Origin of the sequence: Natrinema pallidum DSM 3751 (genome assembly GCF_000337615.1) — an archaeon.
Classification (GTDB): Archaea; Halobacteriota; Halobacteria; order Halobacteriales; family Natrialbaceae; genus Natrinema; species Natrinema pallidum.
In genome coordinates this window covers 16889-42848 of sequence record NZ_AOII01000042.1, presented here as the reverse complement: position 1 = coordinate 42848, position 25960 = coordinate 16889, and the positions used below count along the sequence as shown (strand labels likewise).

General features: G+C 65.4%; 30 protein-coding genes and 1 pseudogene. 16 read left to right on the top strand and 15 right to left on the bottom strand.

Annotated elements, in window-relative coordinates:
• Positions 1-9 precede the first annotated feature (9 nt).
• Positions 10-387, bottom strand: a complete 378-nt coding sequence (locus C487_RS07280) for a hypothetical protein (protein ID WP_006185068.1) — start codon at positions 385-387, stop codon at positions 10-12.
• Positions 388-642: 255 nt separating this feature from the next.
• Here C487_RS07280 and hisA point away from each other — a divergent pair, with 255 nt between their 5' ends.
• Positions 643-1395 carry a 1-(5-phosphoribosyl)-5-[(5-phosphoribosylamino)methylideneamino]imidazole-4-carboxamide isomerase gene (gene hisA / locus C487_RS07275; RefSeq protein ID WP_049908009.1) on the top strand — a complete coding sequence of 251 codons (753 nt, stop codon included), beginning with the start codon at positions 643-645 and terminating at the stop codon, positions 1393-1395.
• 207 nt (positions 1396-1602) lie between these two features.
• Here the strand turns inward: hisA and C487_RS07270 are convergent, their stop codons facing one another.
• Entirely contained in the window at positions 1603-1869 is a 267-nt protein-coding gene (locus tag C487_RS07270) for a hypothetical protein (RefSeq protein WP_006185066.1), read from the bottom strand.
• 275 nt (positions 1870-2144) lie between these two features.
• Here C487_RS07270 and hisB point away from each other — a divergent pair, with 275 nt between their 5' ends.
• On the top strand, positions 2145-2732 hold the full coding sequence (gene hisB / locus C487_RS07265; protein WP_006185065.1) for an imidazoleglycerol-phosphate dehydratase HisB: 588 nt from the start codon (positions 2145-2147) through the stop codon (positions 2730-2732).
• A gap of 48 nt (positions 2733-2780) precedes the next feature.
• Here hisB and C487_RS07260 read toward each other — a convergent pair whose 3' ends face one another.
• Positions 2781-3575, bottom strand: a complete 795-nt coding sequence (locus tag C487_RS07260) for a prolipoprotein diacylglyceryl transferase (protein ID WP_006185064.1) — start codon at positions 3573-3575, stop codon at positions 2781-2783.
• A 140-nt stretch (positions 3576-3715) separates the two neighbouring features.
• Between C487_RS07260 and C487_RS07255 the strand changes: the two genes are divergently transcribed.
• A complete protein-coding gene (locus tag C487_RS07255) occupies positions 3716-4219 on the top strand; it encodes an amino acid-binding ACT domain protein (protein ID WP_006185063.1) in 504 nt (167 codons plus the stop codon).
• Positions 4220-4226: 7 nt separating this feature from the next.
• Here the strand turns inward: C487_RS07255 and C487_RS07250 are convergent, their stop codons facing one another.
• Positions 4227-4634, bottom strand: coding sequence for a DUF7522 family protein (locus C487_RS07250; protein WP_006185062.1), 408 nt, complete (start codon positions 4632-4634; stop codon positions 4227-4229).
• A 196-nt stretch (positions 4635-4830) separates the two neighbouring features.
• Between C487_RS07250 and C487_RS07245 the strand changes: the two genes are divergently transcribed.
• Positions 4831-5448, top strand: a complete 618-nt coding sequence (locus C487_RS07245) for an IMPACT family protein (protein ID WP_006185061.1) — start codon at positions 4831-4833, stop codon at positions 5446-5448.
• Positions 5449-5500: 52 nt separating this feature from the next.
• On the opposite strand, the gene C487_RS07240 is transcribed toward C487_RS07245, so the two are convergent.
• Complete coding sequence (locus tag C487_RS07240; RefSeq protein ID WP_006185060.1) at positions 5501-6358, bottom strand: hypothetical protein; 858 nt, start codon at positions 6356-6358, stop codon at positions 5501-5503.
• Between the two features lie 42 nt (positions 6359-6400).
• A complete protein-coding gene (locus tag C487_RS07235; protein ID WP_238705318.1) occupies positions 6401-6589 on the bottom strand; it encodes a hypothetical protein in 189 nt (62 codons plus the stop codon).
• Between the two features lie 76 nt (positions 6590-6665).
• Between C487_RS07235 and C487_RS07230 the strand changes: the two genes are divergently transcribed.
• On the top strand, positions 6666-8759 hold the full coding sequence (locus C487_RS07230; protein ID WP_006185058.1) for a S9 family peptidase: 2094 nt from the start codon (positions 6666-6668) through the stop codon (positions 8757-8759).
• A gap of 132 nt (positions 8760-8891) precedes the next feature.
• Positions 8892-9098: a YgaP family membrane protein gene (locus C487_RS07225; RefSeq protein ID WP_006185057.1), complete on the top strand. Its 207-nt coding sequence runs from the start codon at positions 8892-8894 to the stop codon at positions 9096-9098.
• Here C487_RS07225 and C487_RS07220 read toward each other — a convergent pair.
• Positions 9052-9333 (bottom strand): cupin domain-containing protein, encoded by a 282-nt coding sequence (locus C487_RS07220; RefSeq protein ID WP_006185056.1) that lies wholly within the window; start codon positions 9331-9333, stop codon positions 9052-9054. The genes C487_RS07225 and C487_RS07220 overlap by 47 nt on opposite strands.
• Before the next feature lie 163 nt (positions 9334-9496).
• Positions 9497-10174: a uracil phosphoribosyltransferase gene (upp, locus tag C487_RS07215; protein ID WP_006185055.1), complete on the bottom strand. Its 678-nt coding sequence runs from the start codon at positions 10172-10174 to the stop codon at positions 9497-9499.
• A gap of 274 nt (positions 10175-10448) precedes the next feature.
• Between upp and C487_RS07210 the strand changes: the two genes are divergently transcribed.
• From C487_RS07210 to C487_RS07200, 3 genes are all read left to right on the top strand, one after another.
• Positions 10449-11171, top strand: a complete 723-nt coding sequence (locus C487_RS07210) for a hypothetical protein (RefSeq protein ID WP_238705317.1) — start codon at positions 10449-10451, stop codon at positions 11169-11171.
• Positions 11172-11300: 129 nt separating this feature from the next.
• Entirely contained in the window at positions 11301-12023 is a 723-nt protein-coding gene (locus C487_RS07205) for a DUF5828 family protein (RefSeq protein ID WP_006185053.1), read from the top strand.
• A 157-nt stretch (positions 12024-12180) separates the two neighbouring features.
• Positions 12181-12612: a hypothetical protein gene (locus tag C487_RS07200; RefSeq protein ID WP_006185052.1), complete on the top strand. Its 432-nt coding sequence runs from the start codon at positions 12181-12183 to the stop codon at positions 12610-12612.
• A 98-nt stretch (positions 12613-12710) separates the two neighbouring features.
• On the opposite strand, the gene C487_RS07195 is transcribed toward C487_RS07200, so the two are convergent.
• The 4 genes from C487_RS07195 to C487_RS07180 all read right to left on the bottom strand — a co-directional run bounded on the left by C487_RS07195 (position 12711) and on the right by C487_RS07180 (position 16300).
• Positions 12711-13760 (bottom strand): amino acid ABC transporter permease, encoded by a 1050-nt coding sequence (locus tag C487_RS07195; RefSeq protein ID WP_006185051.1) that lies wholly within the window; start codon positions 13758-13760, stop codon positions 12711-12713.
• Positions 13753-14484, bottom strand: coding sequence for an amino acid ABC transporter ATP-binding protein (locus C487_RS07190; RefSeq protein WP_049908007.1), 732 nt, complete (start codon positions 14482-14484; stop codon positions 13753-13755). The genes C487_RS07195 and C487_RS07190 overlap by 8 nt, the downstream gene beginning before the upstream one ends.
• 110 nt (positions 14485-14594) lie before the next feature.
• Positions 14595-15458 (bottom strand): amino acid ABC transporter permease, encoded by an 864-nt coding sequence (locus C487_RS07185; RefSeq protein WP_006185049.1) that lies wholly within the window; start codon positions 15456-15458, stop codon positions 14595-14597.
• 14 nt (positions 15459-15472) lie between these two features.
• The gene (locus tag C487_RS07180; RefSeq protein WP_006185048.1) at positions 15473-16300 is read right to left on the bottom strand and encodes a basic amino acid ABC transporter substrate-binding protein; all 828 of its coding nucleotides are present in this window, start codon (positions 16298-16300) and stop codon (positions 15473-15475) included.
• A gap of 199 nt (positions 16301-16499) precedes the next feature.
• Here C487_RS07180 and C487_RS07175 point away from each other — a divergent pair, with 199 nt between their 5' ends.
• Both C487_RS07175 and C487_RS07170 read left to right on the top strand, forming a co-directional pair.
• Complete coding sequence (locus tag C487_RS07175; RefSeq protein WP_006185047.1) at positions 16500-17696, top strand: inorganic phosphate transporter; 1197 nt, start codon at positions 16500-16502, stop codon at positions 17694-17696.
• Between the two features lie 49 nt (positions 17697-17745).
• On the top strand, positions 17746-18603 hold the full coding sequence (locus tag C487_RS07170) for a hypothetical protein (RefSeq protein WP_006185046.1): 858 nt from the start codon (positions 17746-17748) through the stop codon (positions 18601-18603).
• Positions 18604-18690: 87 nt separating this feature from the next.
• On the opposite strand, the gene C487_RS07165 is transcribed toward C487_RS07170, so the two are convergent.
• Positions 18691-20106: a hemolysin family protein gene (locus C487_RS07165; RefSeq protein WP_006185045.1), complete on the bottom strand. Its 1416-nt coding sequence runs from the start codon at positions 20104-20106 to the stop codon at positions 18691-18693.
• Between the two features lie 112 nt (positions 20107-20218).
• On the opposite strand from C487_RS07165, the gene C487_RS07160 reads away from it, so the two are divergent.
• From C487_RS07160 to C487_RS07145, 4 genes are all read left to right on the top strand, one after another.
• A complete protein-coding gene (locus C487_RS07160; RefSeq protein WP_006185044.1) occupies positions 20219-20524 on the top strand; it encodes a glutaredoxin family protein in 306 nt (101 codons plus the stop codon).
• Positions 20524-21039 carry a redoxin domain-containing protein gene (locus C487_RS07155; RefSeq protein ID WP_006185043.1) on the top strand — a complete coding sequence of 172 codons (516 nt, stop codon included), beginning with the start codon at positions 20524-20526 and terminating at the stop codon, positions 21037-21039. Before C487_RS07160 ends, C487_RS07155 begins: the two co-directional genes overlap by 1 nt.
• A 54-nt stretch (positions 21040-21093) precedes the next feature.
• Positions 21094-21681 (top strand): L-threonylcarbamoyladenylate synthase, encoded by a 588-nt coding sequence (locus tag C487_RS07150; protein ID WP_006185042.1) that lies wholly within the window; start codon positions 21094-21096, stop codon positions 21679-21681.
• Positions 21682-21800: 119 nt separating this feature from the next.
• Complete coding sequence (locus C487_RS07145; protein WP_006185041.1) at positions 21801-22013, top strand: hypothetical protein; 213 nt, start codon at positions 21801-21803, stop codon at positions 22011-22013.
• A gap of 25 nt (positions 22014-22038) precedes the next feature.
• Here the strand turns inward: C487_RS07145 and C487_RS07140 are convergent, their stop codons facing one another.
• Complete coding sequence (locus C487_RS07140; protein WP_006185040.1) at positions 22039-22725, bottom strand: CRISPR-associated protein Cas4; 687 nt, start codon at positions 22723-22725, stop codon at positions 22039-22041.
• 192 nt (positions 22726-22917) lie between these two features.
• Positions 22918-23508, bottom strand: coding sequence for a hypothetical protein (locus C487_RS07135; RefSeq protein WP_006185039.1), 591 nt, complete (start codon positions 23506-23508; stop codon positions 22918-22920).
• Positions 23509-23689: 181 nt separating this feature from the next.
• On the opposite strand from C487_RS07135, the pseudogene C487_RS07130 reads away from it, so the two are divergent.
• A pseudogene (locus C487_RS07130) lies at positions 23690-25898 on the top strand (heterodisulfide reductase-related iron-sulfur binding cluster).
• The last annotated feature ends 62 nt before the right edge of the window (positions 25899-25960 follow it).

The following is a 25960-nucleotide window of genomic DNA, read 5'->3' as shown; positions in this document are numbered from 1 at the left end:
GACGAGGGGCTATCGAGCGGCGTCGCCGGTCTCGTCCGGTTCGTCGGTGTCGACGACCGTCTCCTCGAGGAGATCCTCGATTTCGTCCTCGCGTGGCCGACGGTCGATACGTTCGTCGACGGTTTCGATCCGTTGCTGGACCGTGTCGACTTGCTCGCCGATCGTCTGTTCGATGGCCTCTTCGACCGTCTCTTCCATCTCCGTCGTCATCCACTCCGGATCGAAGCGTGCCATCTTCCAGATGACGTGTAGTGCGTACGAGACGAGGACGCCTAACCCGAGCGCTAACCCGACTCGCGTTCCCTCGACGACGATCAAACCGACTGAGACGAAAATCAGACCGCCGTAGGCGAGATCGATAATCGCGTCGATATAGCGTGGCTTCATCGTTCGGCTGGCCCCGTCAGCGCAGTCGCGAGTTGATTTCGAACTCGATCCATACGGGATCACATCACGTACCGTCATTTCAGCACAACGTGTGAAATCACTTTGGGGATTCTGCATGGCGTCGTAGCCTTCGTTCGACTCGAGGAGGCCCGTGACGACCATCCCAATAACGCCGGTCAGCGCGGGGACAGTGTCGCAGCGATGGCAGTCGACGAAACCGTCGCCTTTACTCGCGCCGGCCTCGCGCACTCGAGTATGGGTACTGAGGCCAACGACGCAGACGGCGAGTTCGAGGTGATCCCCGCGGTCGACGTTCAGGACGGCGAGGTCGTCCAGCTCGTGCAGGGCGAACGCGGCACCGAAAAGACCTACGGCGAGCCGGTCGGGGCCGCCCGGCGGTGGATCGACGCCGGTGCGGAATCGCTGCACCTGGTCGATCTCGACGGGGCGTTCGAGGGCGAACGGGCGAACGCCGACGCCATCGACGCGGTGATCGACGCCGTCGACGTACCGACGCAACTGGGCGGTGGTATCCGCACCGTCGACGACGCCGTCGCCCTGCTCGAGCGGGGCGTCGATCGGGTCATCCTCGGGACGGCGGCGGTCGAGAACCCCGAGATCGTCGGCGAGATCAGCGAGCGCCATCCCGAGAGCGTCGTCGTCAGCCTCGACGCGAAAGACGGCGAGGTCGTCGTCGAGGGCTGGACCGAGGGCGCGGGTATCAGCCCCGTCGAAGCGGCCAAGCGGTACGAGAACCTCGGTGCCGCCGCGATCCTCTTTACGAACGTCGACGTCGAGGGGCGACTCGAGGGGGTCGCGACCGAACCCGTCCGCGAACTGGTCGAGGCGACCGATATCCCGGTGATCGCCAGCGGCGGCGTTGCGACCCTCGCGGACGTACGGACCCTCGCGGACGCCGGCGCGGCGGCAGTCGTCGTCGGGAGCGCGCTCTACGAGGGGAACTTCACGCTCGAGGAAGCGCAGGCGGCGGTCGACGCCAACGAGTAGCCGACGCGAGCGACGAAGGGAACCAATGCGGCAGACGACGAACCGTCTCCCAGTGGCTGACGCGGACGAGCACTCTGACCACGTCCGAATGGCCGCGGTGTTCGCCTCCTGCCGGCGATGCTCTTCGTCGGCCCGTTCATCGCCGTCCTCGGACGTGGTCGTGCTCTTCGTGCTTCCCGACGGTGACTCGAGGGGCGACCGGCGGGCTTAGCTGTTGTAGCCGTGACCGACGTAGAGAGCGAAAACGTTGGCGACCAACAGGAGGACGAACGCGAGCGTGACGGCTGGATCGCCGAGTCCCTGTGCCAGGAGGGGGAGGTGCACGAAGGGCAGGGCGATAGCGATCCAGAACGACAGGAACTGAGCGGGGCCTTTGAGCGAGCGGACGAACCGATCGGCGTAGTCACGGCTCGGCTCCGCATCAGGGCTCGACGGGGCGATCGATTCGTTCGAAACGGGGGAGGGGTTGGACATCGAAACGGGTCACCTCTTCTCGAGTATGACATTCAGCTACCGGAGTATATAATCGGCCGAAGATTGGCGTCGTTTCGGACCGTTTCACTCCCGCTAAGGAGTGGCAAACGACGTTTTGAAACCCGACATGCGGCCAGGAGACATTTTATAACTCGGTTTGAGCCGATATTCGCGAATCGGGACGGACACGGGAATCGGAGTCGATCGACCCGGTCGACGGTCCGTCGACTACGGCGAGCGGAACCGCCTTGTATCGGGGGCGGCATGACTCTCCCATGAGCGAGCGAACGGCGACTGTCACCCGTGCGACGGCCGAGACGACGATCGAGTGTACGCTCGAGATAGACGGCAGCGGGACGGCCACGGTCGAGACCGGTATCGGCTTCTTCGATCACATGCTAGCGTCGTTCGCCAAGCACGGCCTGTTCGACCTCGAGATCGACTGTGACGGCGACCTCGAGATCGACGACCACCACACGGTCGAGGACGTCGCGATCGTGCTCGGCGAGGCCATCGACGACGCACTGGGTGACCGGGCGGGGATCGTCCGCTACGCCGACCGGCGGGTTCCGCTCGACGAGGCCGTCGCGGAGGCGGTCGTCGACGTCAGCGGGCGACCGCGATTCTACTTCGACGGCAGCTTTTCGCAGGCACGGATCGGCGGGTTCACCAGCGACATGGCCCGCCACTTCGCCGAATCGCTGGCGATGCACGCCGGGTTGACACTCCACCTCGAGGTCGACGGCGAGAACGCCCACCACGAGGTCGAAGCCCTGTTCAAAGTGCTCGCCCGGAGCCTCGACGACGCGACGCGACGCGACGAGCGACGGGAGGGGACGCCGAGCACGAAGGGGACGCTGTAGCCGTTTGTCGCGCGGACGCGAGAACCGAACTGGGTTACGGCTGTCAGCTTACGAGCGCCGAAGCGTGCCCCGTTCGTCGACGAACTCGTCCTCGGCGATGGCATAGTCGACGATCGCCGCTGCTTCGTGGGGCTCGAGGTCGTAGGCCCCCACCGCTAACTCCTCGACGGCGCTGCGGTCCATTGGAAACTCGCGGTTGCGAAGGAGACGAAGGACCTTGCTGTAAGCCGTTGGCGGACCGGTCGGTGCGTCGGTCGTGGCGGCTTCGTCGGACAGCGACTCGTCGTCCGACGACCCGTCGGTCGAATCGGCCGCGGCCGCCGTCCCTGTCTCGGTCTCGTCCGACTCGGTCGAGCCGTCCCGGGCCGCCCGCTCGGTGCGCTCGAAGGTGATCCCGTCTTCGAGGACCGGCTCCGCGGGCGCGTCCGACTGCGATCCCGATTCGGGGTCGGAAGCAGGGTCACGGTCGGCTTCAGCCCCAGTGTCGTCTCGAGGGCTCGTCCGCTCGTCGTGCTCCGCCGACGCGTCCGAGACGGTCGCGTTCGGGCTTGTGGTCCGCCGTCGCTTCTCCGTCGATCGGCCGGCGCTGGCGACGACATCCTCGGAGCCGTCGGACGCGTCGGTCGGGCTTCCGTCCCGATCGCGATCCGCGGCGTCGGTTTCGCGCTCGGCACCGGCCCGGGAGAGCAGCGGTTCGAGCAGCGTCTCGAGTCGAACCTTGCAGTCACGGCAGGGAACGACGCGGCGCTGTTCGGCCTCGGTCGGCTCGAGTTCGGGGGGCACGATCTCGAACGCGCCGATCGCCTCGGCACCACAGAAGTCACAGCTCCGGAGTTCGCGCATAGTGTCGGCCTGCACGGGAACGGTGAAAAATCATCCGTCAGACGACGTGCCGGGCGGCCACCCGCGAGCGGGTCGCCGCCGACGCCGGCCGAGACCGATCACCGGACATTATACCGGCGCGGCCGTACACTCGGCAACGAATGTTCGACGAGATCATGGAGAAGTTCGAGGGATCGCCGAGCCAGCAGGCGGTGATCCGACTGCTGCTCGAGCGCGGGTTCTCGGTCAACGACGACGGCCGGGTCGTCTCCGGCGGCATCGAGATTCCGAACACGGGAATCGCCCGCGAGATCGGCGTCGACCGGCGAGTCGTCGACTCGACGACCGACGTCATTCTCGAGGACCCCGAGCTACGGCGGATTTTCCAGAACATCTCGCAGGTACCGAGCCTGATGGACCTGGCACCGGTCCTAGACCTGACCGTCCTCTCCGTCGAGGTGACCAACGCCGAACAGGAGGGGATCGTTGCCGACGTCACCGGCACGCTGGCCGACCACGACATCTCGATCCGCCAGACGATCAGCGAGGACCCCGAGTTCACCGACGAACCGCGGCTCTACCTGATCACCGACGAGGAGCTATCGGGCGAGGTCATCACCGCGATCCGGGACCTCTCGTTCGTCCGGAAGATCGAGATTCAGTGACCGACAGTCAGTCGTCGTCCCCGACGGCGACGGTGTCCGCGAAGTCGTCGAGGATCGACTCGAGTGCGCTGGTGAGTTCCTCGAACCGTTCCATCGACAGATCGTCGGTCGTCACCCAGACGCCGTGTGGCCCGCGAATGACCCGGGACAAGTAACCGTTCTCGAACATCCGGATCGTCGCCTGGTACTCGCCGAGTTGCGTGTTCCGGTAGGCCGACTGCGAGCGAAAGCCCAGCCGCTCGTGCTCGGCGAAGCCGATCAGGTCCGCAGTCTGTTCCAGGTCCGAACGGAGGTACAACTGCTCGATGTCGTCCGCGGTAAAGTACGTGATGCTGCGCAGTTCGTCACCCACCGTCGTCCGACAGCTACTGTAGATTTCGTCCGCGAGTTCGGCGTCGATGGTCTCGCCGTTCATGTGTCCACACAGCGCATGGAGGACCAATAGCGTACGGGTCCCAGCGAAACGTTCCCACGATTCGGCCCCGTTCCCCGAGGCGAAACGGGCGGGACCGACGGTCTCTTTTCGTGGCCCAACGTAGCACCGCTATGACCCGCTTCGAGACGCCGTCTCCGCGTCGGTACGTCCGCCGACGAGACGAGGGAGGGCGGCCGTGAGCCGGGCGTATCGCACCGTTCCGGAACCGGCCACCGCCGAGTTCGTCGTCCAGGGCTCGGAGTTCATCGGGCACGTCCGGCCCGTCGAATCCGTCGACGCGGCCGAAACGTTCGTCGACGCCGTTCGCGAGGAGTACGCCGACGCGACCCACAACGTGCCCGCCTATCGTGTCCGAGCCGGCAACGAGGAGACGGACGGCCACTTCCTCCGGGAGTACTCGAGCGACGACGGCGAGCCCTCCGGCTCGGCCGGCAAACCGGCGCTGAACGTCCTCGCACAGCAGGACCTCGAGAACTGTGCGGTCGTCGTGACGCGCTACTACGGCGGGACAAACCTCGGCGTCGGCGGCCTCGTTCGGGCCTACTCCCGCGCCGTGACAGAGGCAGTCGAAGCGGCCGGCATCGTCGAGGAGCGGCCACACGAACGGGTCGTGATCACCGTCGCATACGACGATTCCGGAACCGTGCGCTCGATCCTGGAGAGCGAGGGTTACGAGTTCGAGGCCGACTACGAGGCCACGGTCAGTTTCGACGTGCGCGTCCCGCGCGCAGAGGGCGAGGCGTTCCGGGACCGCATTCGGAGCGCAACGAGCGGCCGCGCCGACCTCAAGTGATGGATTGACGCGGGAGACGTCGGGCGGCCGCCACGAGGCGTCAATCGGCGGGTCAGTTCGGAAGCCGTCGTTCGATTTCCTCGTGCGCTGCCTCGAGCGCCGCGAGTTCGTCGCGGTCGAATCGCACGTCGAACAGGCTACGGTCCAAGACGAGGTCGTCCGCTCGGAGTCTGACGTGGTCGACATCGTCCCACAGGACGATCAATCGGGTGTACGGTCGTTGCTTGACCAGTCCGGTTTCGTGAACGCGGATTTCGGGCGTTGCCCCCATCGACCCGATCCGCCATCGACCCTCGGTGAGGCCGCTACAGAGCCAGAGTAGCGCCAGACCGGCCCACACGATCGATTGCAGCCAGTCGCCGCGATACGCGTTGGCAGCGCCGAGCAGCAGCCACATGGCGAACACGACGGCGTCCAGCGTGGGACTGCTCGGCGGCTCCCACTGCCACGTGGCGACTGGCGCGTCACTCGTAACGGCGTCCACGTACCGGGTCTGTGCCATCCACGTGACGAGACCGCCCGTGAGAGCGACGACAACCATCGACACGAGCGCGACGAACGCCAACCGCGACTCGAGCGGCCCGACCAGTGATGCGGCGACCGCCAGTCCGAACGGGACGGCCGGGAGGAGGAGCGCCGCTCGTCGGCGTCGGGTTCGACCGAGACGGACGGCCAGCCCGGGGCTGTGTCCCGCGAAGGCGACGCCAGCGAGACACCCGCCTCCCAGACCGGCGACGGCCGTGCCGGTCACCGCAGTCGAAGCCATCGCCGGGCGACGCAGAACGGCCATCGCCGTCACGAGTCCCGCGACGAGAACGCCGATGTAGCCGCCGAACGCGAGTCGAAAGGCACGGTCCGGGGGAGGAACATCGTCGGGCACACGCGAGCGAGCCGCATCCCGGTTGGTCATAGCCGACCTTCGACCGGTCGTGTTAAAATAGTAATGAGAGAGTTACGCGTCGGCCGGAGCCGGCGCGGCGGACCCGAACTCGGACCCGGACGAGCGGGTGGCGTTCCGGTACGACAGCGAGACGAAAATCGCCAGTCCGAGCGTCCGGAGCGGGAGCGTTACGGAGAGGCCGGTGAGGCCGACGGACAGCCCGACCAGCGAGAGGACGGCCTCGAGGACGAGGAGTGGCATTTCGGGGACCATCAGGAGGATCCACTGCCTCGGAACGGGGGGCGAAATATATAACCGATCGAATGCGACAACAAATATGAACAAAATCGAGGCGACAGACTACCACGGCATCGTGGGCGTCGAGGACCCCCGACTCTCGCCGGACGGCGAGCGCGTCGCGTTCGTTCAGCGGCGTCCCGAGGACGAGGAATCGTACACGGGGACGATTCACGTCGTTCCGATCGGCGGCGGCGAACCGACGCAGTTCACCGTCAGCAACGGCGTCGACAGCGAGCCCCGGTGGAGTCCCGACGGCGAGTACCTCGCGTTCGCCAGCACCCGCGGCGAGGGAGACGATCGCGAGCAGCTCTGGATCGTCCCGACAGGCGGAGGTGAGGCTCGACGTGTCACGTCGGTCGTCGGCGGCGTCACCGACCTCGCGTGGAGTCCGGACGGCTCCCGACTGCTCTTCACCCAGCAGGTCACCGCGGCCGATCGAGAGATGGGACGCGATCGGGCGGTCGACTCCGAGTACGAGCGCGGCGAGCCGGACCCGCGAGTGATCGACCGCATGATCTACCGCGCGGATATGGCGTACGTCGATGGCCGGCGCAATCACGTCTACGTCCTCGAGGTCGAGACGGCGCTCTCGAATACCCCGGAGCCCGACGGCGACGCGGTCACGCGAGTCACCGACGACGGGGAGCCGACCGACGCGGACGTCGACTACGTCGCCCCAGCGTGGGGTGACGACGAGACGATCTACTACGCCGCCAAGACCGGGGAAGCGGCCGACGACTCGCTAGAATACGAGCTGTACGAGCACGACCTCGAGTCGGATGCGGTCGACGCGTTCACGGAGACGACCGGCTGGATCGATTCGATCGACGCCACCACGGACGGCAGGGTCGCGTTCGAGTACACGCCGGAAGAGCAGGCCTCGATGCGCCAGACGGAACTTCGCGTCCACGACCGCGAGAGTGGAACGGAAACCACCCCGACGGAGTCGCTGGATCGAACCGTCGGTCATCAGTGTGAGTTCCAGTGGGGACCTGACGGCGACGCGCTCTACTTCAGCACGCCGGACAGGGGATCGCGCGTCGTCTGGACGGTGCCCGGAGATGCGAGCGAGGAGCCGACGGCGATCTACGGCGACGGCGTTACCGTCGAGTCGTTCGACGTCGGTCGGAACGCGATCACCTACGTCCAGAGCGAGTGGGACCACCCCGGTGATGTCTTCGTGACGACACGGGATGGCAGCGAGACGACCCGGCTGACCCGGGTCAACGACGAGTATCTTGCGGATCGAGCCGTCTCCCAGCCGGAAGCAGTTTGGTTCGAGAGCGACGGCGCTGCTGGCCAGCTACAGGGGTGGCTCCTCACCCCGCCCGACTTCGATTCCGACGAACTCTATCCGCTCGTCGTCGAGATCCACGGCGGCCCACACACCCACTGGACGACGGCCGGCACGATGTGGCACGAGTTCCAGACGCTCGCAGCGCGGGGGTACGTCGTCTTCTGGTGTAACCCGCGAGGGTCGACAGGTTACGGCGAGGCCCGGGCGACAGCGATCGAACGCGACTGGGGAGCGGTCACGCTGACTGACGTCCTCGCCGGCGTCGACGCGGTCTGCGAACGCGAGTTCGTCGATGCCGACGACGCGTTCGTCACCGGCGGCAGCTTCGGCGGGTTCATGACCGCCTGGACGGTCGGCCACACCAACCGCTTCCGCGCGGCCGTCTCCCAACGGGGCGTCTACGACCTCACCGGATTCTACGGCTCGACGGACGCCTTCAAACTCCTCGAGGGCGATTTCGGGACGACGCCCTGGGAGGAGCCCCAGTTCCTCTGGGAGCAGTCACCCGTCGCTGCCGTCCCAGACGTCGACACACCGACGCTCGTGGTGCACTCGGACCGCGACTACCGCACGCCGGCGAACACCGCCGAGCTGTTCTACCACGGGCTGAAGAAACACCGTGTCGACACTCGGCTCGTCCGCTACCCCCGCGAGGGCCACGAACTCTCCCGCTCCGGCGAGCCAGCACATGTCGTCGACCGCCTCGAGCGCATCGCTCGCTGGTTCGACGGCTACTCGGCCCACCACGAGACACCGCCAGCACTCGAGCGCGACCGCGACGCGGGCCTCTCCGCGCAGTCGGACGAAGCGGACGAGGACGACACGGCGGCGTGACGCGAGGAGCGCTCGAACGCCCGCTTCGTCCGGATCCGACCGAGACGAATTCCGCCGACGGGAACGGGGTTCGACTGGAAACGTGGGGGGAGAAGGAGCAGCTATACGTACGCTCCCGTTCGTCGGTTCGACATGGACAGAAACGTCGGCGGGGCCGACCGCATCGGGCGGGTCGTCCTCGCAGCGATACTGCTCTCGCTGGGCTACCGACACCGGAAGCACACGCTCGGCACGCTGGCGTTCATCGCCGGAAGCGATCTCCTCGCAACGGCGGTCATCCAGCGGTGTCCGGTCAACGCCGTGCTGGGAATCGATACCGTCGAGACGGACGCGTCGTAGCGGTGCGACCGACCGCTCCCTCGGCGTCGCCGGGGTTGTACGCTCGGTGTAGCGAGTCCGGCTGGACCGCGAACATCGAGTCCTCGGAGACGACGAATCCTCTCCCCGGTGTCTCGACGTGAAGCGTTCCCGAGAGGACGAGAAACACCTCCTCCTGCGTTTCGTGGCCGTAGGAGGCCAGCGGCAGCTGTTCGCCCGGCTCCGTGTCGAACCGATTGATCGCGAGGTTGTTCAACCCCGCCGCCTCGCTCAGTCGGCGGAGGCCGCGCAGGGTCGTTCGGCGACTCGCTCGAGGTCGTCGAGATCGACGACGACGTACTCCATAGGAGGCCCGGTTCGGGGGACCCGCAAAAGTCCGTCGCCACCCGTTCGCTCGGTGACAGTCGGCGGTCGAGCGCTCAGGTCGTTCGGAACGCGCGGTCACCGGCGTCGCCGAGACCGGGGATGATGAACCCATCGTCGTCGAGGCGGTCGTCGATCGACACCGTCAGCAGGTCGGCCTCGTCGAACTCGTCGTTGACCCGAAGCAGCCCCTCCGGTGCCGAGACCGCAGAGAGGACGATCAGGTTCTCCGGTTGGACCGCGTTCTCGACGACGTGCTCGAGGACGGTACACATCGTACTTCCCGTCGCGAGCATCGGATCGGCGATGATGACGGTGTCTTCCTCGTGAATTTCGGGCAGTTTCACGTAGTCGACCGAGATCGGGAAGGAACCGTCCTCCGCGCGGCCGGCTTCCTCGTCGCGGCTCGCGCTGATGACGCCCTGTCGTGCCCGCGGGAAGGCCTTTAGCAGTCCCTCGACGAACGGTGTTGCCGCACGCAAGACGTTGATGATGACGACATCGTCGAGCCCGCGGACGCGCTCGCCCATCGTCTGCTCCAGGGGCGTCTCGATCTCGACGTACTCGGTCTCCATTCGACCGTCGATGATCTCGTAACCACAGATCCGGCCGAGTTTGACCAGCCCCTTCCGGAAGCTGACCTGCTCGGTCTCGACGTCGCGCAGGTGCGAGAGCGTGTCCTTCGCCAGTCCATGCGTAATGAGATAGGCATTGTCCCGGTTTTCGATCGGCATACCCGTACAGCCACTCGCCGGGTAGTTCACAGTGTCGATCACCGGCGACCGTCTGTCAGCTCGCGATCCGAATCAGCGGTAGCGCAGGAAACACCACCTTGAAAGAGCTAATCCGTGATTACTGGGTCGAGCGTGGACCGGCGGTCCGAGTTCGCGTGTCGTCGTCACGAGGTGAAAACGGCGGTTTGCCGCCGGAAACGGTCGTAACGGTGCGTCCGGTTTAATCAACCCATCCGTGTAGCGCTCGATGCCTCATCACGGGCGCTGAACAACGATGGGACACCAGTACGAGCAACAGCAACGGCGAGGGCGGACCGAACAGCAGCCGACACGAATGCCCAGCGAGCGGACGATGAGCGGCAGCCAAGGAGCGCCGCAAGGAACGAACAGTGGCCAGCAGCCAATGAGGAGCGGACAGCGATCAATGGCCGGCGGCCAACAACCGCAATCGATGAGCAGCGGCCAACAGCCGCAGTCGATGAGCGGCGGCCAACAGCCGCAGTCGATGAGTAGCGGACAGCAACCGATGGCGGGACAGGAGATCCAGAGCGGGCAGTCGTTCGAGAACCACCTCACCAACGAGCTTCGGATCGCGCTCGAGGACTTCACCGAACTCTCACACGTCGCCGACTGGTGTGCGAAGATGTGCGCGTCGGAGGGACCACAGCTCGCGACGTGCGCGGCGATCTGTCGTGACATCGCGGAGTTGGCCGAGTTCAACGAGAAACTGATCGCGCGCGACTCGATGTTTGGCCCGGAGGTCGCGGACACGTTCGTCCGGATCGCCGAGGAGGGCCTGCCGGAACTCCGGCAGTTCCAGCAACACCCCCACGTTGCCGAGACGATTACCGTGATCGATCGGACGATAGACTCCTGTCTGACGCTACTCGAGACGGTCGAAGGCGGCCAGCAGATGGGGGGCCAGCAGATGGGCGGCCAACAGATGAGTGGGCAGGCGATGGGAACACAGCAGCCAAGCGGCGGCCGGACCAGATGATGACCGGCGGCCAGCAGCTGGGTGGCAAGGGAACGGACGGGGAGCGGTAGCTCCCTGCAGACCACCGCCGTCCAAGCGGTCGACGGGAGAAGTTTATACCTATCCGCACGCTACCACTCGCCCAGCCGAATGGAAGAGAGCATCTCGGGGTTCAAAGTTCGCGGTGACTGGGGCGACATCGTCGAACACGGCGAGCGCATCACGCGCGCGCTTCGAGACGTCGACGTCGACGATCCTGACGGAGAGACCGGTTCGCGCTTCGCGCGCGCCTTCGAGGAGTGGGAAGAGTGGCGTCCCAAAGCCCACGAAACCCTCGACTCCGACGTCAGCGAAAAAACCGCGGATCAGGCCAGCGTCGAAGAAGGAAAAGGCGAGAAAGCCGGAAAAGAGCCGGACGAGGACATCAAGACCGCCGGAGAGAAACTCTCGGAGTCCTACGAGCAACTCGAGGAGGACGACGCCGGGGCCGCGGTCGACAACTGGAAGGAATCAGTCGATTACGTCGCACGGGCAGCCGATTCGGCGAGCCGGAAGGCATTGCGCCGCGTCGAGGACACGGTCTATCAGAACGTGATGACCCAACTCGCGCCCTACTACTTCGACAACGAACTCGTCAGTGCCAACGTCCAGCAGTCGACGCGCAACGGCGGCAACGGCGAGCAGTTCGTCTTCGAGGTCAACGTCAACGACGACGAACTGAAAGAGGCGGTCTCCGACCGCCTCGCCGAGTACGAGGACGAGATCGACCGCTGGCACGTCGAAGTGGAGAAAAACACCGACGCAGCCGAAGCGATCGAGGGTGCGGAGCCGCCGCCGGATAACGGCGATAACTCGAAATCGACGACGAACTGACCGCTCGAACCGGTTCGAGTGAGAGGTGTCCGGCGGGAGTGCCCTCGAGAACGGCGGCGGCTCATCGACCGCAGTCCACGCAGTTGACTACTTTTTTAAATGAGATAGACGATATGTCTCCGGAGCGTGCATCTACGACAGCAGACACGTAGTGACGATGGTACTGGCGAGACCCACGACGCGAAGCGGTCTGCTCGAGCCGAATACAAATACAGCACCGCTCAGCGTCGGAATACTGGGATGGCTAGTCCTCATCAACGGAATTCGGATCGGTAGTCAAAGCATTAGTGGGGATAACCTCCTCGGGATCTGGCCAGCAATCGTCGTCGGTGTGTGTGCAATCGGTCTCGGCTGGACGCTCATCACTGGCCGACCGATCGGTCTCGCCGGGGGAGTCCTCGGGTGGAGCTTGCACATTACATTGGGATTTTTTGAGGTTCTCGACTCGGGGACTGTCCAAGACGATGTCGATCTGCTACTAAGTGTCGTGGCTGCCGCAACACTCTGGCTGACCGGCCTATGGATTCTGTACAAACACAGGGCGTTCTTTCTCGAGCACGCCGCGGCCGATGCCGAGCCGGTCGAGTAAGTCGCCGCGTTCGCAGGCGTTCTCGCGTCGGAGTCACGCGTCGGTTCGTGGCGTGGGTAAACGGGGCCGACTCGAGCGGCGGACCGATAGCGAAGTCGCTACTCGTTTGGCTCCTGTTGGCGACCCTCGGCACCGCCGAGTCCCGGGACTGCGACGCGACGTTCCACGCAGCCCATGACGTTCGTCGCCGACAGCACCAGACCGAGATAGACGATCGCGAGCAGCCCGAAGATCGACGTGTACTCGAGGGTGGAAGAGGCGATGTCGTTGGCGCGATAGTACAGTTCGGGCACCGTGATGAAGCCCGCCAGCGAGGAGTACTTGATGAGGTAGACGAGTTCGTTCGTCCAGGCCGGAATCGCGTATCGGAGCGTCTGCGGCAGGACGACGTGGCGGATACCCTCGAATTTCGACAGGCCGAGCGCGCGCGCAGCCGTCAGCTGCCCCTCGTCGACGGTCTCGAGCGCGCCGCGAATGTACTCGGCCTGGTAGGCCGAGCCGTTGATCGTGAACCCGAGGATGGCGATCCAGAACGCGTACCCCGGGACGAACCCGCGTCCGACGACGGAGAAGTCGTTGAGCCAGGCCGACAACGGCAGCCCGTAGTAGAGAACGAACAGTTGCGCGAGCAGCGGCGTCCCGCGAATCAGTTCCGTGTACGCGAGCGCGAGCCACCGCATCGGGCCGCCGTAGACCCGCAGGATCGCGAGGGGAACTGCGATACAGAACCCGAGCGTGAGGCTGCTCAGCGTTAGGACGATCGTGTACCAAGCGCCGGTCGCCAGCGCCGGGCCGATGTCGACGCCGAGCGCCGCCGCATCGGCCGCGGACGCGAGCCAGCCGACCGGGACGCCGAGTGGGCCGAACGACCCGGCAGCGGACGAAAGCGACGCGGCCAACGCCTCGAGCGGGGCCGGCGAGAGGAAGGCCTCGCCGGCACCCGGGCCGATGCCCACGCGCGCGAGCACCCAGTCGTAGAGCCAGCGCGTCAGCAGCCAGCCCCAGAAGACGAGTCCGGCGAGCACGGCGAGCAGGTGCCCGGCGCGATCGAACGAACTGCGGAGTCGGTCACGGGCGGTCGGTCGCGGCTCCGTTCCGGCCACCGGGTCCCGCTCGGTCGCGGTCGTGACGTCGGTCCCCTCAGTCATGGTCGTGGCTGATGTTCTCGAAGAACTGCGCGGTCCGCTCGTGGGAGGGGTTCTCGAACAGTCGGTCGGGCGGCCCCCGCTCGACGATCTGCCCGTCGGCGAGGAACGTGATACCGCTGGCCGCGCCGCGGGCGAAGCGCATTTCGTGGGTAACGACGACCATCGTCATCCCCTCGTCGACGAGTTCGTCCATCACCGCGAGCACCTCGTTGCTCAGTTCGGGGTCGAGCGCGCTCGTGGGCTCGTCGAACAGCATTACCTCGGGGTCCATCGCCAGTGCACGGGCGATCCCGACGCGCTGTTTCTGCCCGCCCGAAAGCTGTGCCGGGTACGAGTCAGCCTGGTCCGCGAGACCGACGCGGTCCAGTTCGGAATCGGCCCGCTCGCGGGCCGCTTCCGCGCTCATCCCCCGGACTTTCCGGAGGCCGAGGGTAATGTTTTTGCGGGCGGTGAGGTGGGCAAACAGGTTGATATCCTGGAAGACCATCCCGATCTGCTGGCGGATTTCGTTCGGGTCGGTCTCCGACGCCGTCACCTCGGTGTCGCCGAGATAGATATGGCCGCTGTCGATCTCGGTCAGGCGATTGAGACACTGCAGCAACGTCGACTTGCCGCTCCCGCTCGGGCCGACAAGCACCTCGACGTCGCCGCGGTCGATCTCGAGGGAAACGCCCCGCAGGACCTCCTCGGCCCCGTAGGACTTATGGAGGTTCTCGATCCGCAAGAGCGGGTCCGTCGCCGCGGTCGCGGACGACGGCGAAGCGGTCCGCTCGTCGCCGTCGCCACGTTGTTCGTCTGCTGTGCGTCCGTCACCGTCGTTCGTCCGAGGAACTGTCACGACGAGTCACCTGGAATTGCGAAGTAGTTGCTTCCGTAGTCGAGCGTCCGATTAACGGCGAACGTCAGGACGAAGTAGATCAGACTCATAAAGAGGACGATTTCGAGGACTGCGGTGGTCTGCTGGAGGAACAGATCGTGGCTGCGCTTGAGCAGTTCGGCGAGGCCGATCGCGAACGCGATCGAGGTGTCCTTGAGTACGATCGTGAACTCGTTTTGGAACCCGGGAACGCTCCGGCGGAGCGCCTGGGGAACGACCACGTGTCGGATTCCTTCCAAGCGGCTCATCCCGATCGATCTGGCCGCGGCCAGTTGGCCCTCGTCGATGCTCTCCAAAGCGCCGCGGAAGATCTGTGACTGGTAGGCCGCGCTCCGGAAGCCGAGCGCGAGCGTCGCCGCCATGAAGGTATCCGGCACGCTCGTCGGCACGGTAAACGGCGTCGGCCCGAGTGCGGCGTCGACGGCCGTCAGGACCGCGACGATCGCGTTGATCGGAATCTCGATGGGCAACACGTAGTAGGTAAAGATCATGATGACGATGATCGGCGTTCCGCGCAGTACCACGCCGAACTTGCGGACGAGCGTCCGCAGGACACCGTCGCCGTACACCTCGATCGCACCCGCAGGAAAGCCGAGCAGGAAGCCGAGCACGAGGCTGGTCACTGTGAGGAGAACGGTCAATACCGTCCCCCCGAGCAGGTAGTCAGCATTCGCCGCAACGAACTCCCAATCACCGGCCTGGAGCGGCCCCGCTGCGACCGGATCGACCAGCGCCGGGACCGTCTCCGCGACGGCGAGGACTCCGTCCGGGCGGTGTGCAAGCGCTGCCAGGGACTGTCCCAGCCAGAGCGTGAGGTCCATCTATGATCTCTCGGTTAGCCGCTGAACCACTCTTCGGAGATTTCGTCGTACTTGCCGCTCTCGCGGACCGCAGCCAGCCCTTCGTTGAGCGCCTCGAGCAGGTCGTCGTCGTCCGGCCGGACGGCGAAGCCGAACTCCTCGCCGGTCTCCTGGACGAACGCGACTTCGACGTCGCGCTCGGACGCGAACGTCTCTGCGACCGGATCGTCGAGCACGACGGCGTCGATCGTTCCGGATTCGAGTTCCTCCGTCGCCAACACGTAGTTGTCGTAGGAGTTGAAGTCGCTCTCGGCGATCAGGCCGGCTGCGATCAGGTCGTCCTTGACGAGCACCGCGCCGGTCGTTCCGCTCTGGGCACCGACGGTCGTTCCCTCGAGGTCCGCGAGCGACTCGGGTTGAAAGTCGCCGCCGGACTGGACGAGGATCGCCTGGTCGGCGCTGTGGTACGGGTCGGTGAAGTCGAAGGACTCCTGGCGCTTCTCGTTGATCGTCATTGCCGCGGCAATGACGTCGATCTTGCCGTCCTTGAGGGCTGGCGGGAGCCCGTCGAACCCCTGGTCTTTCCACTCGGCCAGTTCGTACTCGGTCTCGCCGACGATGGCCTCGAGCAGGTCGATGTCGAACCCGACCAGATCGCTCCCCCGTTTCATCTCGAACGGCGGGAAGCCGGCGGCCGTTCCCGGGACGATCACGTTCTCGTCGTCGGGGTCCGGGGAGTCGCTGCCGCTGCTCTCGAGACAGCCGGCGAGTCCAGTGACAGCGATGCCCGCAGTACCCGACAGTTTCAGATACTGTCGGCGGTCGAGTGCGTCCGTTTCGTCCGTCCGTTCCATGTTCTCCATACCCGGCACTAGAATAGCAATGGTTTATGTGTTAAGATACGGCTCGAACGGGACTCAGGACGAGGCCGATCGACGATCGGGTCGGACCGACACGAACGTGATCGGGTCGAGCCGGTCCCGTACCGTGTGTTGTCGTCCGCTCTCCCGGCGGCAGGAGGTCGGCACACACTTGTAGGGGCCGCTAATAGGGACCGAGTAGATGGTCGATATCGCCACGTTCGGCACCTTTGCCGTGGCCGCAGTCGCGAGTCTCTTCATGGCCTGGGCGATCGGTGCCGGCTCGAGCGGCTCGACACCCTTTGCGCCGGCGGTCGGCGCGAACGCGATTTCGGTGATGCGGGCCGGCTTTCTCGTCGGCCTGCTCGGCTTCGCCGGGGCGGTCCTCCAGGGTGCGAACGTCTCCGAAGCGGTCGGCACGGAACTGATCGCCGGCGATGTCACGCTCTCGTCGATGGCGGCGACGCTCGCCCTGCTCATCGCGGCCGGGCTGGTGGCGATCGGCATTTTCACCGGCTACCCGATCGCGACGGCGTTTACCGTTACCGGCGCGGTCATCGGCACCGGGCTCGCCATGGGCGGCGATCCCGCGTGGGCGAAGTATACCGAAATCGCTACGCTGTGGGTACTGACGCCGTTCGTCGGGGGCTCCATCGCCTACGCGGTCGCCCGCGCGCTCCGCGCGGAAGTGATCGCCGAGGAGTCCCTGATCATCGTGTTGGCCGCCATCGTCGGCGCGATCGTCGCCAACATCGAGTTCGCGATCCTCGGTTCGTCGGCGGGCGGCGGCGCGTCGATCGCACAGGCCTCGAGCACGTCGCTTCCGGGTCCGGCGGTCGTCGGCACCGCTCTCGCGACGCTCGCGATTGCGGTGCTGTGGGCGGTCGCGATCGGGGTCGACCTTCGCAACGGGACGGAGCGGGGCGAACGCCACTTCCTGCTCATCCTCGGTGGGCTCGTTGCCTTCTCCGCCGGCGGCAGTCAGGTTGGGCTGGCAATCGGGCCGCTGATCCCGCTCTCGAGCGACCTCGACCTGCCGCTGCTCGCGATGCTCGTCGGCGGCGGGTTCGGCCTCCTGATCGGATCGTGGACCGGCGCACCGCGGATGATCAAAGCCATTTCGCAGGACTACTCCTCGCTGGGGCCGCGCCGGTCGATCGCCGCGCTCATTCCCTCGTTCATCATCGCGCAGGCCGCCGTCTTCTACGGCATCCCGGTCTCGTTCAACGAGATCATCGTCAGTGCGATCATCGGGAGCGGCTACGCTGCGGCCGGTGCCGGTGGCGGTGTCAGCGCGCGGAAGATGGGCGTTACCGTCCTCGCGTGGATCGGCTCGCTGGCCGGCGCGATCACCGTCTCCTTTATCGGCTACACCACCGTCGCCGCGCTCGTGCTCTGATCCGTGCGACATCGAACGGTCTTTACCCGAGAGGTCGTGAGTTCGACGCATGGACGAGGACGCCGTCGACGGCACCGACACCGCCGACGAAACGATGCAGTGGCGGCGCGACGCCAGTACCTCACGCACCGTGCGACTCCTGTGGGCGTTCGGCGTCGGGACGTTCTTCGCCGCGATCGGGACCGTCGTCTGCTGGCGACTGTACAGGCTCGGCAGCGAAGCCGCGGGCGGCCCCGGCGGAACCGTCGTGCTTGCGTTCATCGCGGCGTTCGCGGCGACCGTTCTCGCACTGGCCGCCTCGAGCCACACCGAGGCCCATCTGGCGCGGATCGCCGAGGTCCTCCCCATCGACGCACCGGCGGGAACGAATCTGAATCGTGCGATCGACGCCGCCGTCGGCACGGTCGTCATGGGAGCGGTCATCGGCGCGCTGATGGGCATCGGGCGGTACGTCTCACAAAACGAACTGCTGGCCGCCGGTGCCGGCCCGTTTACCGGCCTTGCCGCCCTGTTGATTCCGGGGGCTCTCATCGCACTCGTCCTCGCCTCGTTCCTGCAGTCGGTCGGGGCGTTCGACCGCGAGGAGGGGACGATCTACCTCTACGAACCCGAACAGCGAATCGATCTCGCGCTGGTCAACGCCGTGTCCAGCCGGCAGATTGGCGATACGGCCATCGTCTCCCTCGAGTACGAACAGCCCGACGGGCAGTACGTTGCGGGACCGCGCCGAATCGCCGTGCCACCCGCGATCGCCGTCGAAATTCGAGCGATCGTCAAGACGCGTCGACTCCGGTTCTCCGAGCGGGTCAGACGGCGGCTACGGGGTATCGGACGCCGACTGCGGCGTCTCGTCGGACGGCGGCTACGGGGTATCGGACGCCGACTGCGGCGTCTCATCGGACGGTGAGCAGTCGGCACCGTGTCGCTACGACGCAGGGGCGACGATGCCGTTTCGGTCGTCGGCAGCGAATCGTCGTGAGACGCCCCTCGTGAGCTACTCGAGCGGGCTGTCCGTCACGTCGCCGGCATCGGGTTCCTCTTCGACCGACTCGTCCCCGTCGGAGGCGGTCGCATCCGCCTCGAGTCTCGTCAGTCGGGCCATCATGATCCGGGTGTTTTCGACGTCTTCGACGGTGATACGGACGCCGTCGTAGGTGATCTCCTCGCCTTCCTCGACGAGCCGCCCGGCGCGGTTGAAGATGAAGCCGGCGATAGTCTCGAACTCCTGTCCCTCGGGCAGATCGATCTCGAGCGCCTCGTTGACGTCCTCGATGTTGACCTCCCCGCGGACGAGGACGGTGTCGTCGTCGATCTCCTCGATGGGCTGTTCCTCACCGCCCTCGAGAATCTCGCCGATGATCTCCTCGATCATGTCCTCCATCGTCACCAGCCCCTCGGTGGTTCCGAACTCGTCGATGACGATCGCCATATGCATCCGGTTCTCCCGCATCTCGGTCAGGAGTTCGTCGACGTTCTTCGATTCGGGGACGTGCAGCGTCGGCTGGATGAGGTCCGCGAGCTCGAGTTCGCCGTCTTCCGCCTCGCCGTAGTTCAGGTCTCGGACGAGATCGCGGATGTGGACGACGCCTTGCACGTTGTCGAGGCTGCCCTCGTAGACCGGAATGCGGGCGTGGCCGCTCTGGATACAGGTCTCGATCGCTTCGTCGATACCGGCGTCTTTCGGGACCGCCGTCATGTCGAGACGCGGCGTCATCACCTCCTTGACGATGGTGTTGTTAAAGCGGAAGATACGCGTGAGCATCTCGTGTTCCTCCTCCTCCAAGACGCCCTCGCGCTCGCCGGACTCGATCATCTCCTGGATCTCGTCGCGGGTCACGTACGGCGACTCGATCGCGCCCGTCGACCCGATGAGGTTGTTGATCTGTCGGGTGAGGTAATCGAAAAGAACGATCAGCGGGAAGAGGAGGTACTCCGTGGCCTTCAGCGGTCTCGCGATTCGAATCGACCACGCTTCCGTGTTCTCGACGGCGTAGGACTTGGGGACGCTCTCGCCGAACAGGAGGACGAGGGCAGTGATCCCAAACGTCGCCAGGAAGACGCCGACCAGCCCACCGAAGTGGATCGACAGGATCGCCGTCGCGATCGAGGACATCGCGATATTGACGATGTTGTTGCCGACCAGGATCGTCACGAGCAGCCTGTGGGGGTCGTCCTTGAGTCCCTTGACCAGGCTCGCACCCGGGATATCGTCCTCGATCATTCCCTCGAGACGGTGTTTCGGGAGATTGAACATCGCGATCTCCGAGGACGAGAAGAATCCCGAAAGGGCGATGAGGACGACAATCGCGAGCGCGCCGACGACCGTCACCGTCGACTGATCGAACCCGACACCCACGACTGGGACCTCGTAGGCGGCCAACGGGACCGCAAACAGCGGAGACAACGCCATTGATATACAGCGTTATAGCTGGATCGGTTAACCGTTTCCCATTTTCTACCGACTCACGGCCATCGACGCCGGCGACGACACGTTTACCCGGGCGTTTCCCGTACGGGCGGCCATGAGCGAGACCGCCGAGCCACCGATCACGTTCTATCGACTGCAGGGCTGTCCGTACTGTGAGCGCGTTACCCGACTGCTAAACGAGTACGATCTCGCGTACCGCTCGCGGTTCGTCGAGCCGATGCACTCCGATCGCGACGTCGTCAAACGGGTCGCCGGCGTCCGGACGGTTCCCGTCGTGGTCGACGAGAACACCGGCGTCACCATGGCGGAGAGCGCCAACATCGTCGACTACCTCGAGTCCACCTACGGCGAGGGCGACCGCCCCGACGCGGCCGCGGCGAGCGCCGGAGGTGACGCCTGATGCCGGAGTTCGACGTCGTCGAGTTGGGGCCGGCGGATCATCCCGGCCCCGGCGCGGAAGCCCCCGACTTCACGCGGCCGCTCGTCACCGACGAGTTCTGGGAGGACCGGACGCTCTCGAGGCTCGTCAACGAGACCGATGGGTCGACTATCCTCGTCTTCACGCCGATGACCGGTTCCTTCCTCGCCACGTACGTCTGGGACGAACTCGCGGAGCGAAACTGGGACGACCGCGCGGGCCGGATCGTCGGCGTCACGGCCACGACACCCTACGGCATCAAACGCTTCCTCGACGACACCGAACACCCGTTCGCGTTCTTCGCCGACCCGAGCAACCGGGTGGCGGCGTCGTACGGCGTCGACCACGATCTCGACGGGATGACCGGTATCAGCGAACCCCGCGTCGCTTTCTTCGCGCTCGACGACGACCGCACGGTCGCGGGCGCGTGGGTCGCCACCGACTGGCCCGACTTCCCCGACTACGACGCGCTCGAGGCGGAACTCGGCCTCGAGTAAGGGCTCGAACCCGAACGATACCTTTTTGCTCGGCATCCGCCGACTTCGAACCGAATGAGCGAACTCGACCGCGCGGCCGACGCGATCGAATCGGGGGATCTCGTCGTCTATCCCACCGAAACGGTCTACGGCCTCGGCGGAGCGGCGCTCGAGTCCGAGACCGTCGAGCGCGTTTTCGAGGTAAAAGGACGCGACCGTACGAAGCCGCTCTCCTTCGCCGTGCCGTCGGTGCCGTCGGCGCTGCAGTACGTCCGTGCGACCGACCGGGAGCGGCGGTTCATGGCGACGTTCCTCCCCGGGCCCGTGACGGTGCTCTGTCGGCGACGGGCGGCCGTGCCGGACGAACTCACGGCGGGCCGCGAGCGCGTCGGCGTCCGCATCCCCGACAACGATCTCGCGCTCGCGCTCTGTGAGCGAGCCGGGACGCCGATCACCGCGACGAGCGCGAACGTCAGCGGCCGCGAGAGCGCCCGCCGACTCGACGACCTCGACCCCGAAATCCGCGAGGCGGCCGCAGTCGTCCTCGACGGCGGCCGAACCGACGGCGGGACCGAGAGTACCGTCGTCGACGTCTCGAGCGGGACGATCCACCGCCACGGAGCACAGGCCGACGAGATCGAGGCCTGGCTCGAGCAGCACTGACGGCGGGACGAATTGCGCCAGCGGAGCCGGGACGATCCGGCGGTGACAGCGCCGCTCGCGAACTGTCCGGCCGGGAAATGTTATGTGGTTTCGGCCGAATATATCTCGCATGTCTCCACATGAGCCGTCGTTCCCAACACACCGATTCGTGGGTTCGGACGCGCCCGGTTCTGTGGTCCGTCCTCGCTATCACCGTCCCCGGACTCGGCTATACCGTGAGCCAACTCGTGATCGCCGATCGAGCGCTCGCGAGTGCGGCACCGGTCGGCCTCGTCTTCGGTCTCGTCTTCGCCGCCGGGACCGCGCTCCTGAAAGTCGCGCTGGATCGGTAGGCGTCTCGAGGCGAGCCCGCATGGGCTACTCGATCCCCAACAACGATCGGAGCGTTCGCATCTTGACGCCACACTCCGCGGCGAACTCGCAGGCCTCGCACTTCGAGCGGTTGGTCGTCCGCGCTGGTGGACCATCCAACTCCCGGACCGCCCGGAGCGCGCTCCGATACTGTGCCGTCCGCCGCGTCGTCAATTCGAACGACCGGATCACGCCGTAGGCGGGATACTCGAGCCATGCCCGGTCGACCGTCTCCTGGTGCTCCCAGGCCAGCGCCTTCGCGGCCGCGACCGCGTGCACGGACTGGGGTTTCCAGACGCCGTTTTCGGGCGGCCGTCCCGACGAGATCAGCGTCGGCTCGAGCGGCTCGGCGAGGACCTTGTGAACGACGCCGTGACAGTGGCGGCCGGTCGCGAACACCGCTCGGTCGGCGGGGGTACAGAGACGCTCCCACTGACCCGCGTCGACGAGTCGCTCGCGGGTCGCCCCAAGCCGGTCGCGGTAGCGAGCGGCCGGGACGGCGATCGGTTCCTCGTCGAGGGCCTCCGGCGGGGACTCGAGCAGGTCGTCGTACCGGGTCGCAAGCGCTCGAACCGACTCGACCTCGGGCGGCGGCTCGCGATCCTCGTCCGGCAGCCGTCGCTGGTAGTAACACTTCCGCGGACAGTAGGCGGCGGTCCGCAGATCGCTAAACGAAACCGGAGTACGTGTCACAACCCGTCTGGTCCCGGCTTCGTATAAGAAGTCTCGTAGCGGGGCGGCGGACAGGTCACCGGACGGACCGGATCGTTGCGGCCGCGAACGAGTCCGACGGATGAGCGAGAGGGCCGACGATCTCGCGATGCTTCGAGTCACCCAGTCACGGGAAGCCGACGCCCGCTCACACGATCGCGGACAAAATCGGCCTCAGAATTCCACGTCGGTCTCCATGCCCTCCGTCGCGTCCTCGAGACCGTCCTCGCGGAGGTCGGAGGTCATGCGCTCGGAGAGATCGGCGTCGGCGAGGATGCTGTCGAACTCGTCGCGATAGCGGTCGTTCGCGGCTCGTGACTGGTCTTTCGCGTCGGCGACGCGGCGGTAGCGACGAATTCGGGCTTCGCTGACGTCGTACTCCGCAGCCAGCGTCGTGTCGTCCTCCTCGCGGTCGCGGATCGCCGCGAGATCGACCTCGTCGGCGTCGTCCTCCCCGACGAGATGCAACGACAGTCGCGCCTCGAAGACCTCGGCCGCCTCGACGCCGAGTTCGTCGGCGATTTCCGCGTCGCTAGTGCCGTCGTAGAAGGCTTTGGCGACCCGTATGAGTTCGTCGTCCGAGAGTTCCGTCTCGAACTCGTAGCGCTCGCGCATCTGCTGAACGACGCTCTCGAGCCGGTCCGCGTCGGATCGCTCGTCTCGCTCGAGGGACCCGCGGGTGTTCTCCTGCGATTCGGTGACCGTTTCCTCGCCGTCGGTGACGTCGGTGAAAATATCACGGAGTTCCTCGGTTTTATCGTTCATGGGTGGACACTCCAGACGGGAGTCTATTTAAGCCTGTTGCCAGATCACGTTGGGCGGCCGAGTCGCACATGGTCGACAATTATAAACTCGAAATAGTGCGGAAATTTTCGCAAGACGGCGTCGGGGTTGTCGCCCAGACGGTGTGACAAGAATTAAGTTACAGCCCTCCCCGTCATTGGACATGAACGCCTTCGCACAGTCGGACGTGGCCAGGGAGACGTACTGGGGGATCACCAGCGTCGAGTACGCGGTGTTCTACCTCCTTGCGTTTACCGCCATCGCCGTCTTCACCTACGGCGTCTATCAGCGGTTCGCCCGCTACGCAGCGGGGGACGACGATTCGTTCCCCCGACTCGATGACCTGCAGCACCGCGTCGTGAGCGCAACCAAGATCGTGCTCTCGAACGAGAAACAGTTCAACAGGGACCTCTACGGCGGTCTGATGCACTCGTTTATTCTGTGGGGCTTCCTGACGCTGTTCGTCGCGACGCTCATCCTGATGGCCGAGGAGTACGCCGCGAAGAAACTCCTCCACATGTCGTTTTGGAACGGCGACTTCTATCTCGCCTACCAGTTCATGGTCGACGCGCTGGGGCTCCTCTTCGTCGTCGGCATCGGAATGGCGATGTACCGCCGCTACTGGGTTCGTAACACTCGTCTCTGGGATCGACACACCTCCAACGAGGACGACGTCTTCATCCTGTCTCTTATACACANCGCTCGGCATCGGCGGCTTCCTGCTCGAGGGATTCCGTATCTACATCGCCGGGATTCCGGACCACGAAATCGTGAGCTTCGTCGGCTACGGACTCGCAACGGTGTTCAATGGAATCGGCCTCCCGAGCACCGAAGCCGCAGTGGCCGCCGGCCCCGAGTACAGCGCGTCCGCCAATCTCGGTGCCAACGCCGAGACGCTCCACTGGCTCACGTGGTGGTCCCACTCGCTGCTCGCCTTCTTTTTCATCGCGTGGATTCCCTACGCCAAGCCTTTCCACATGATTTCCTCCTTTGCGAACGTCGTCACGCGCGACGAGAAAGCAGGGCAGCGCCTGCCCAACGTCCCGTCGGACCTGGACGCGACTAACGCCGACTCCATCGACGACTTCACCTGGAAGGAAATCCTCGATCAGGACGCCTGTACCAAGTGCGGTCGCTGTTCGTCGGTCTGTCCGGCCAAGGCTTCCGACCGCCCGCTCGACCCGCGGAACGTCATCCTCGACCTGAAATCCTACCGTGAAGAGCTTGCAGCCGGCGGCGAGGAGAAACCGATCATCGCCGACGGCGGCACCTCGGTGATCAACTCCGAGACGATGGACTCCTGTATGGCCTGCATGGCCTGTATGGACGCCTGCCCCGTCGAGATCGAACACCTCAAGAGCTTCACCCGGCTCAACCGCCAGCAGACCGATCAGGGTGACGTCTCCTCGAGCATGCAGGACGTCTTCCAGAACGTCATGCAGAACGGCAACACCTTCGGCGACTCGCCGCGCAACCGGGGCGACTGGGCCGACGAACTCGAGTTCGACGTCACCGACGCCCGCGAGGAGGAAGTCGACTACCTCTGGTACGTCGGCGACTTCCCGAGCTACGACGAGCGCAACAAACAGGTCGCCCGTTCGCTGGCGACGATCCTCAAAGAGGCCGACGTCAGCTTCGGCATCCTCTTCGACGACGAGAAGTTCGACGGCAACGACATCCGCCGCGTCGGCGAGGAACTGCTCTACGTCGAACTGGCCGGCCACCACGTCGAGACGTGGGAGGACTGCGAGTTCGACAAAATCGTCTGTACGGACCCCCACTCCTACAACACGTTCAAGAACGAGTATCCGGAGGTCAACTTCGACGAGTTCGCCGACGACCCGATGATGCCCTTCGAGTACGACGACCAGTGGAACGACGACGGCGAAATCGACGTCTACCACTGGACCCAGGCCGTCGAGGAACTGGTCGAGGAGGGCAAACTCGACCTGAACGGAACCGAACTCGATTACACGGTCACCTACCACGATCCGTGTCACCTCGGCCGGTACAACGACGAGTACGAGGCCCCGCGCGAACTCATCAAAGCGACGGGCTGTACGTTGGACGAGATGCCCCGCAACCGCAGCAACTCCTTCTGCTGTGGCGGCGGTGGCGGCGGCCTCTGGATGGACTTCGAGGAGGAGCCAAAGCCCAGCGAGGAACGCATTCGAGAGGCGCTCGAGGACACCGACGCCGGCAGCGGCATCGAGAAGTTCGTCGTCGCCTGTCCGATGTGCATGACGATGTACGAGGACGGCCGCAAGACCGGCGACTTCGAGGACGAGATCGAGATCGTCGACGTGGCCGAACTCATCGTCGAGGCCATCGGCAAGGCAGACGAAGCGCAGGTCGAAGTCGCCGCCGACTAATCGGTCTCCAGTCGGTTCGGCAGCCGACGAATCGGATCCGCCTTTTGAATCGAACGAGGAAG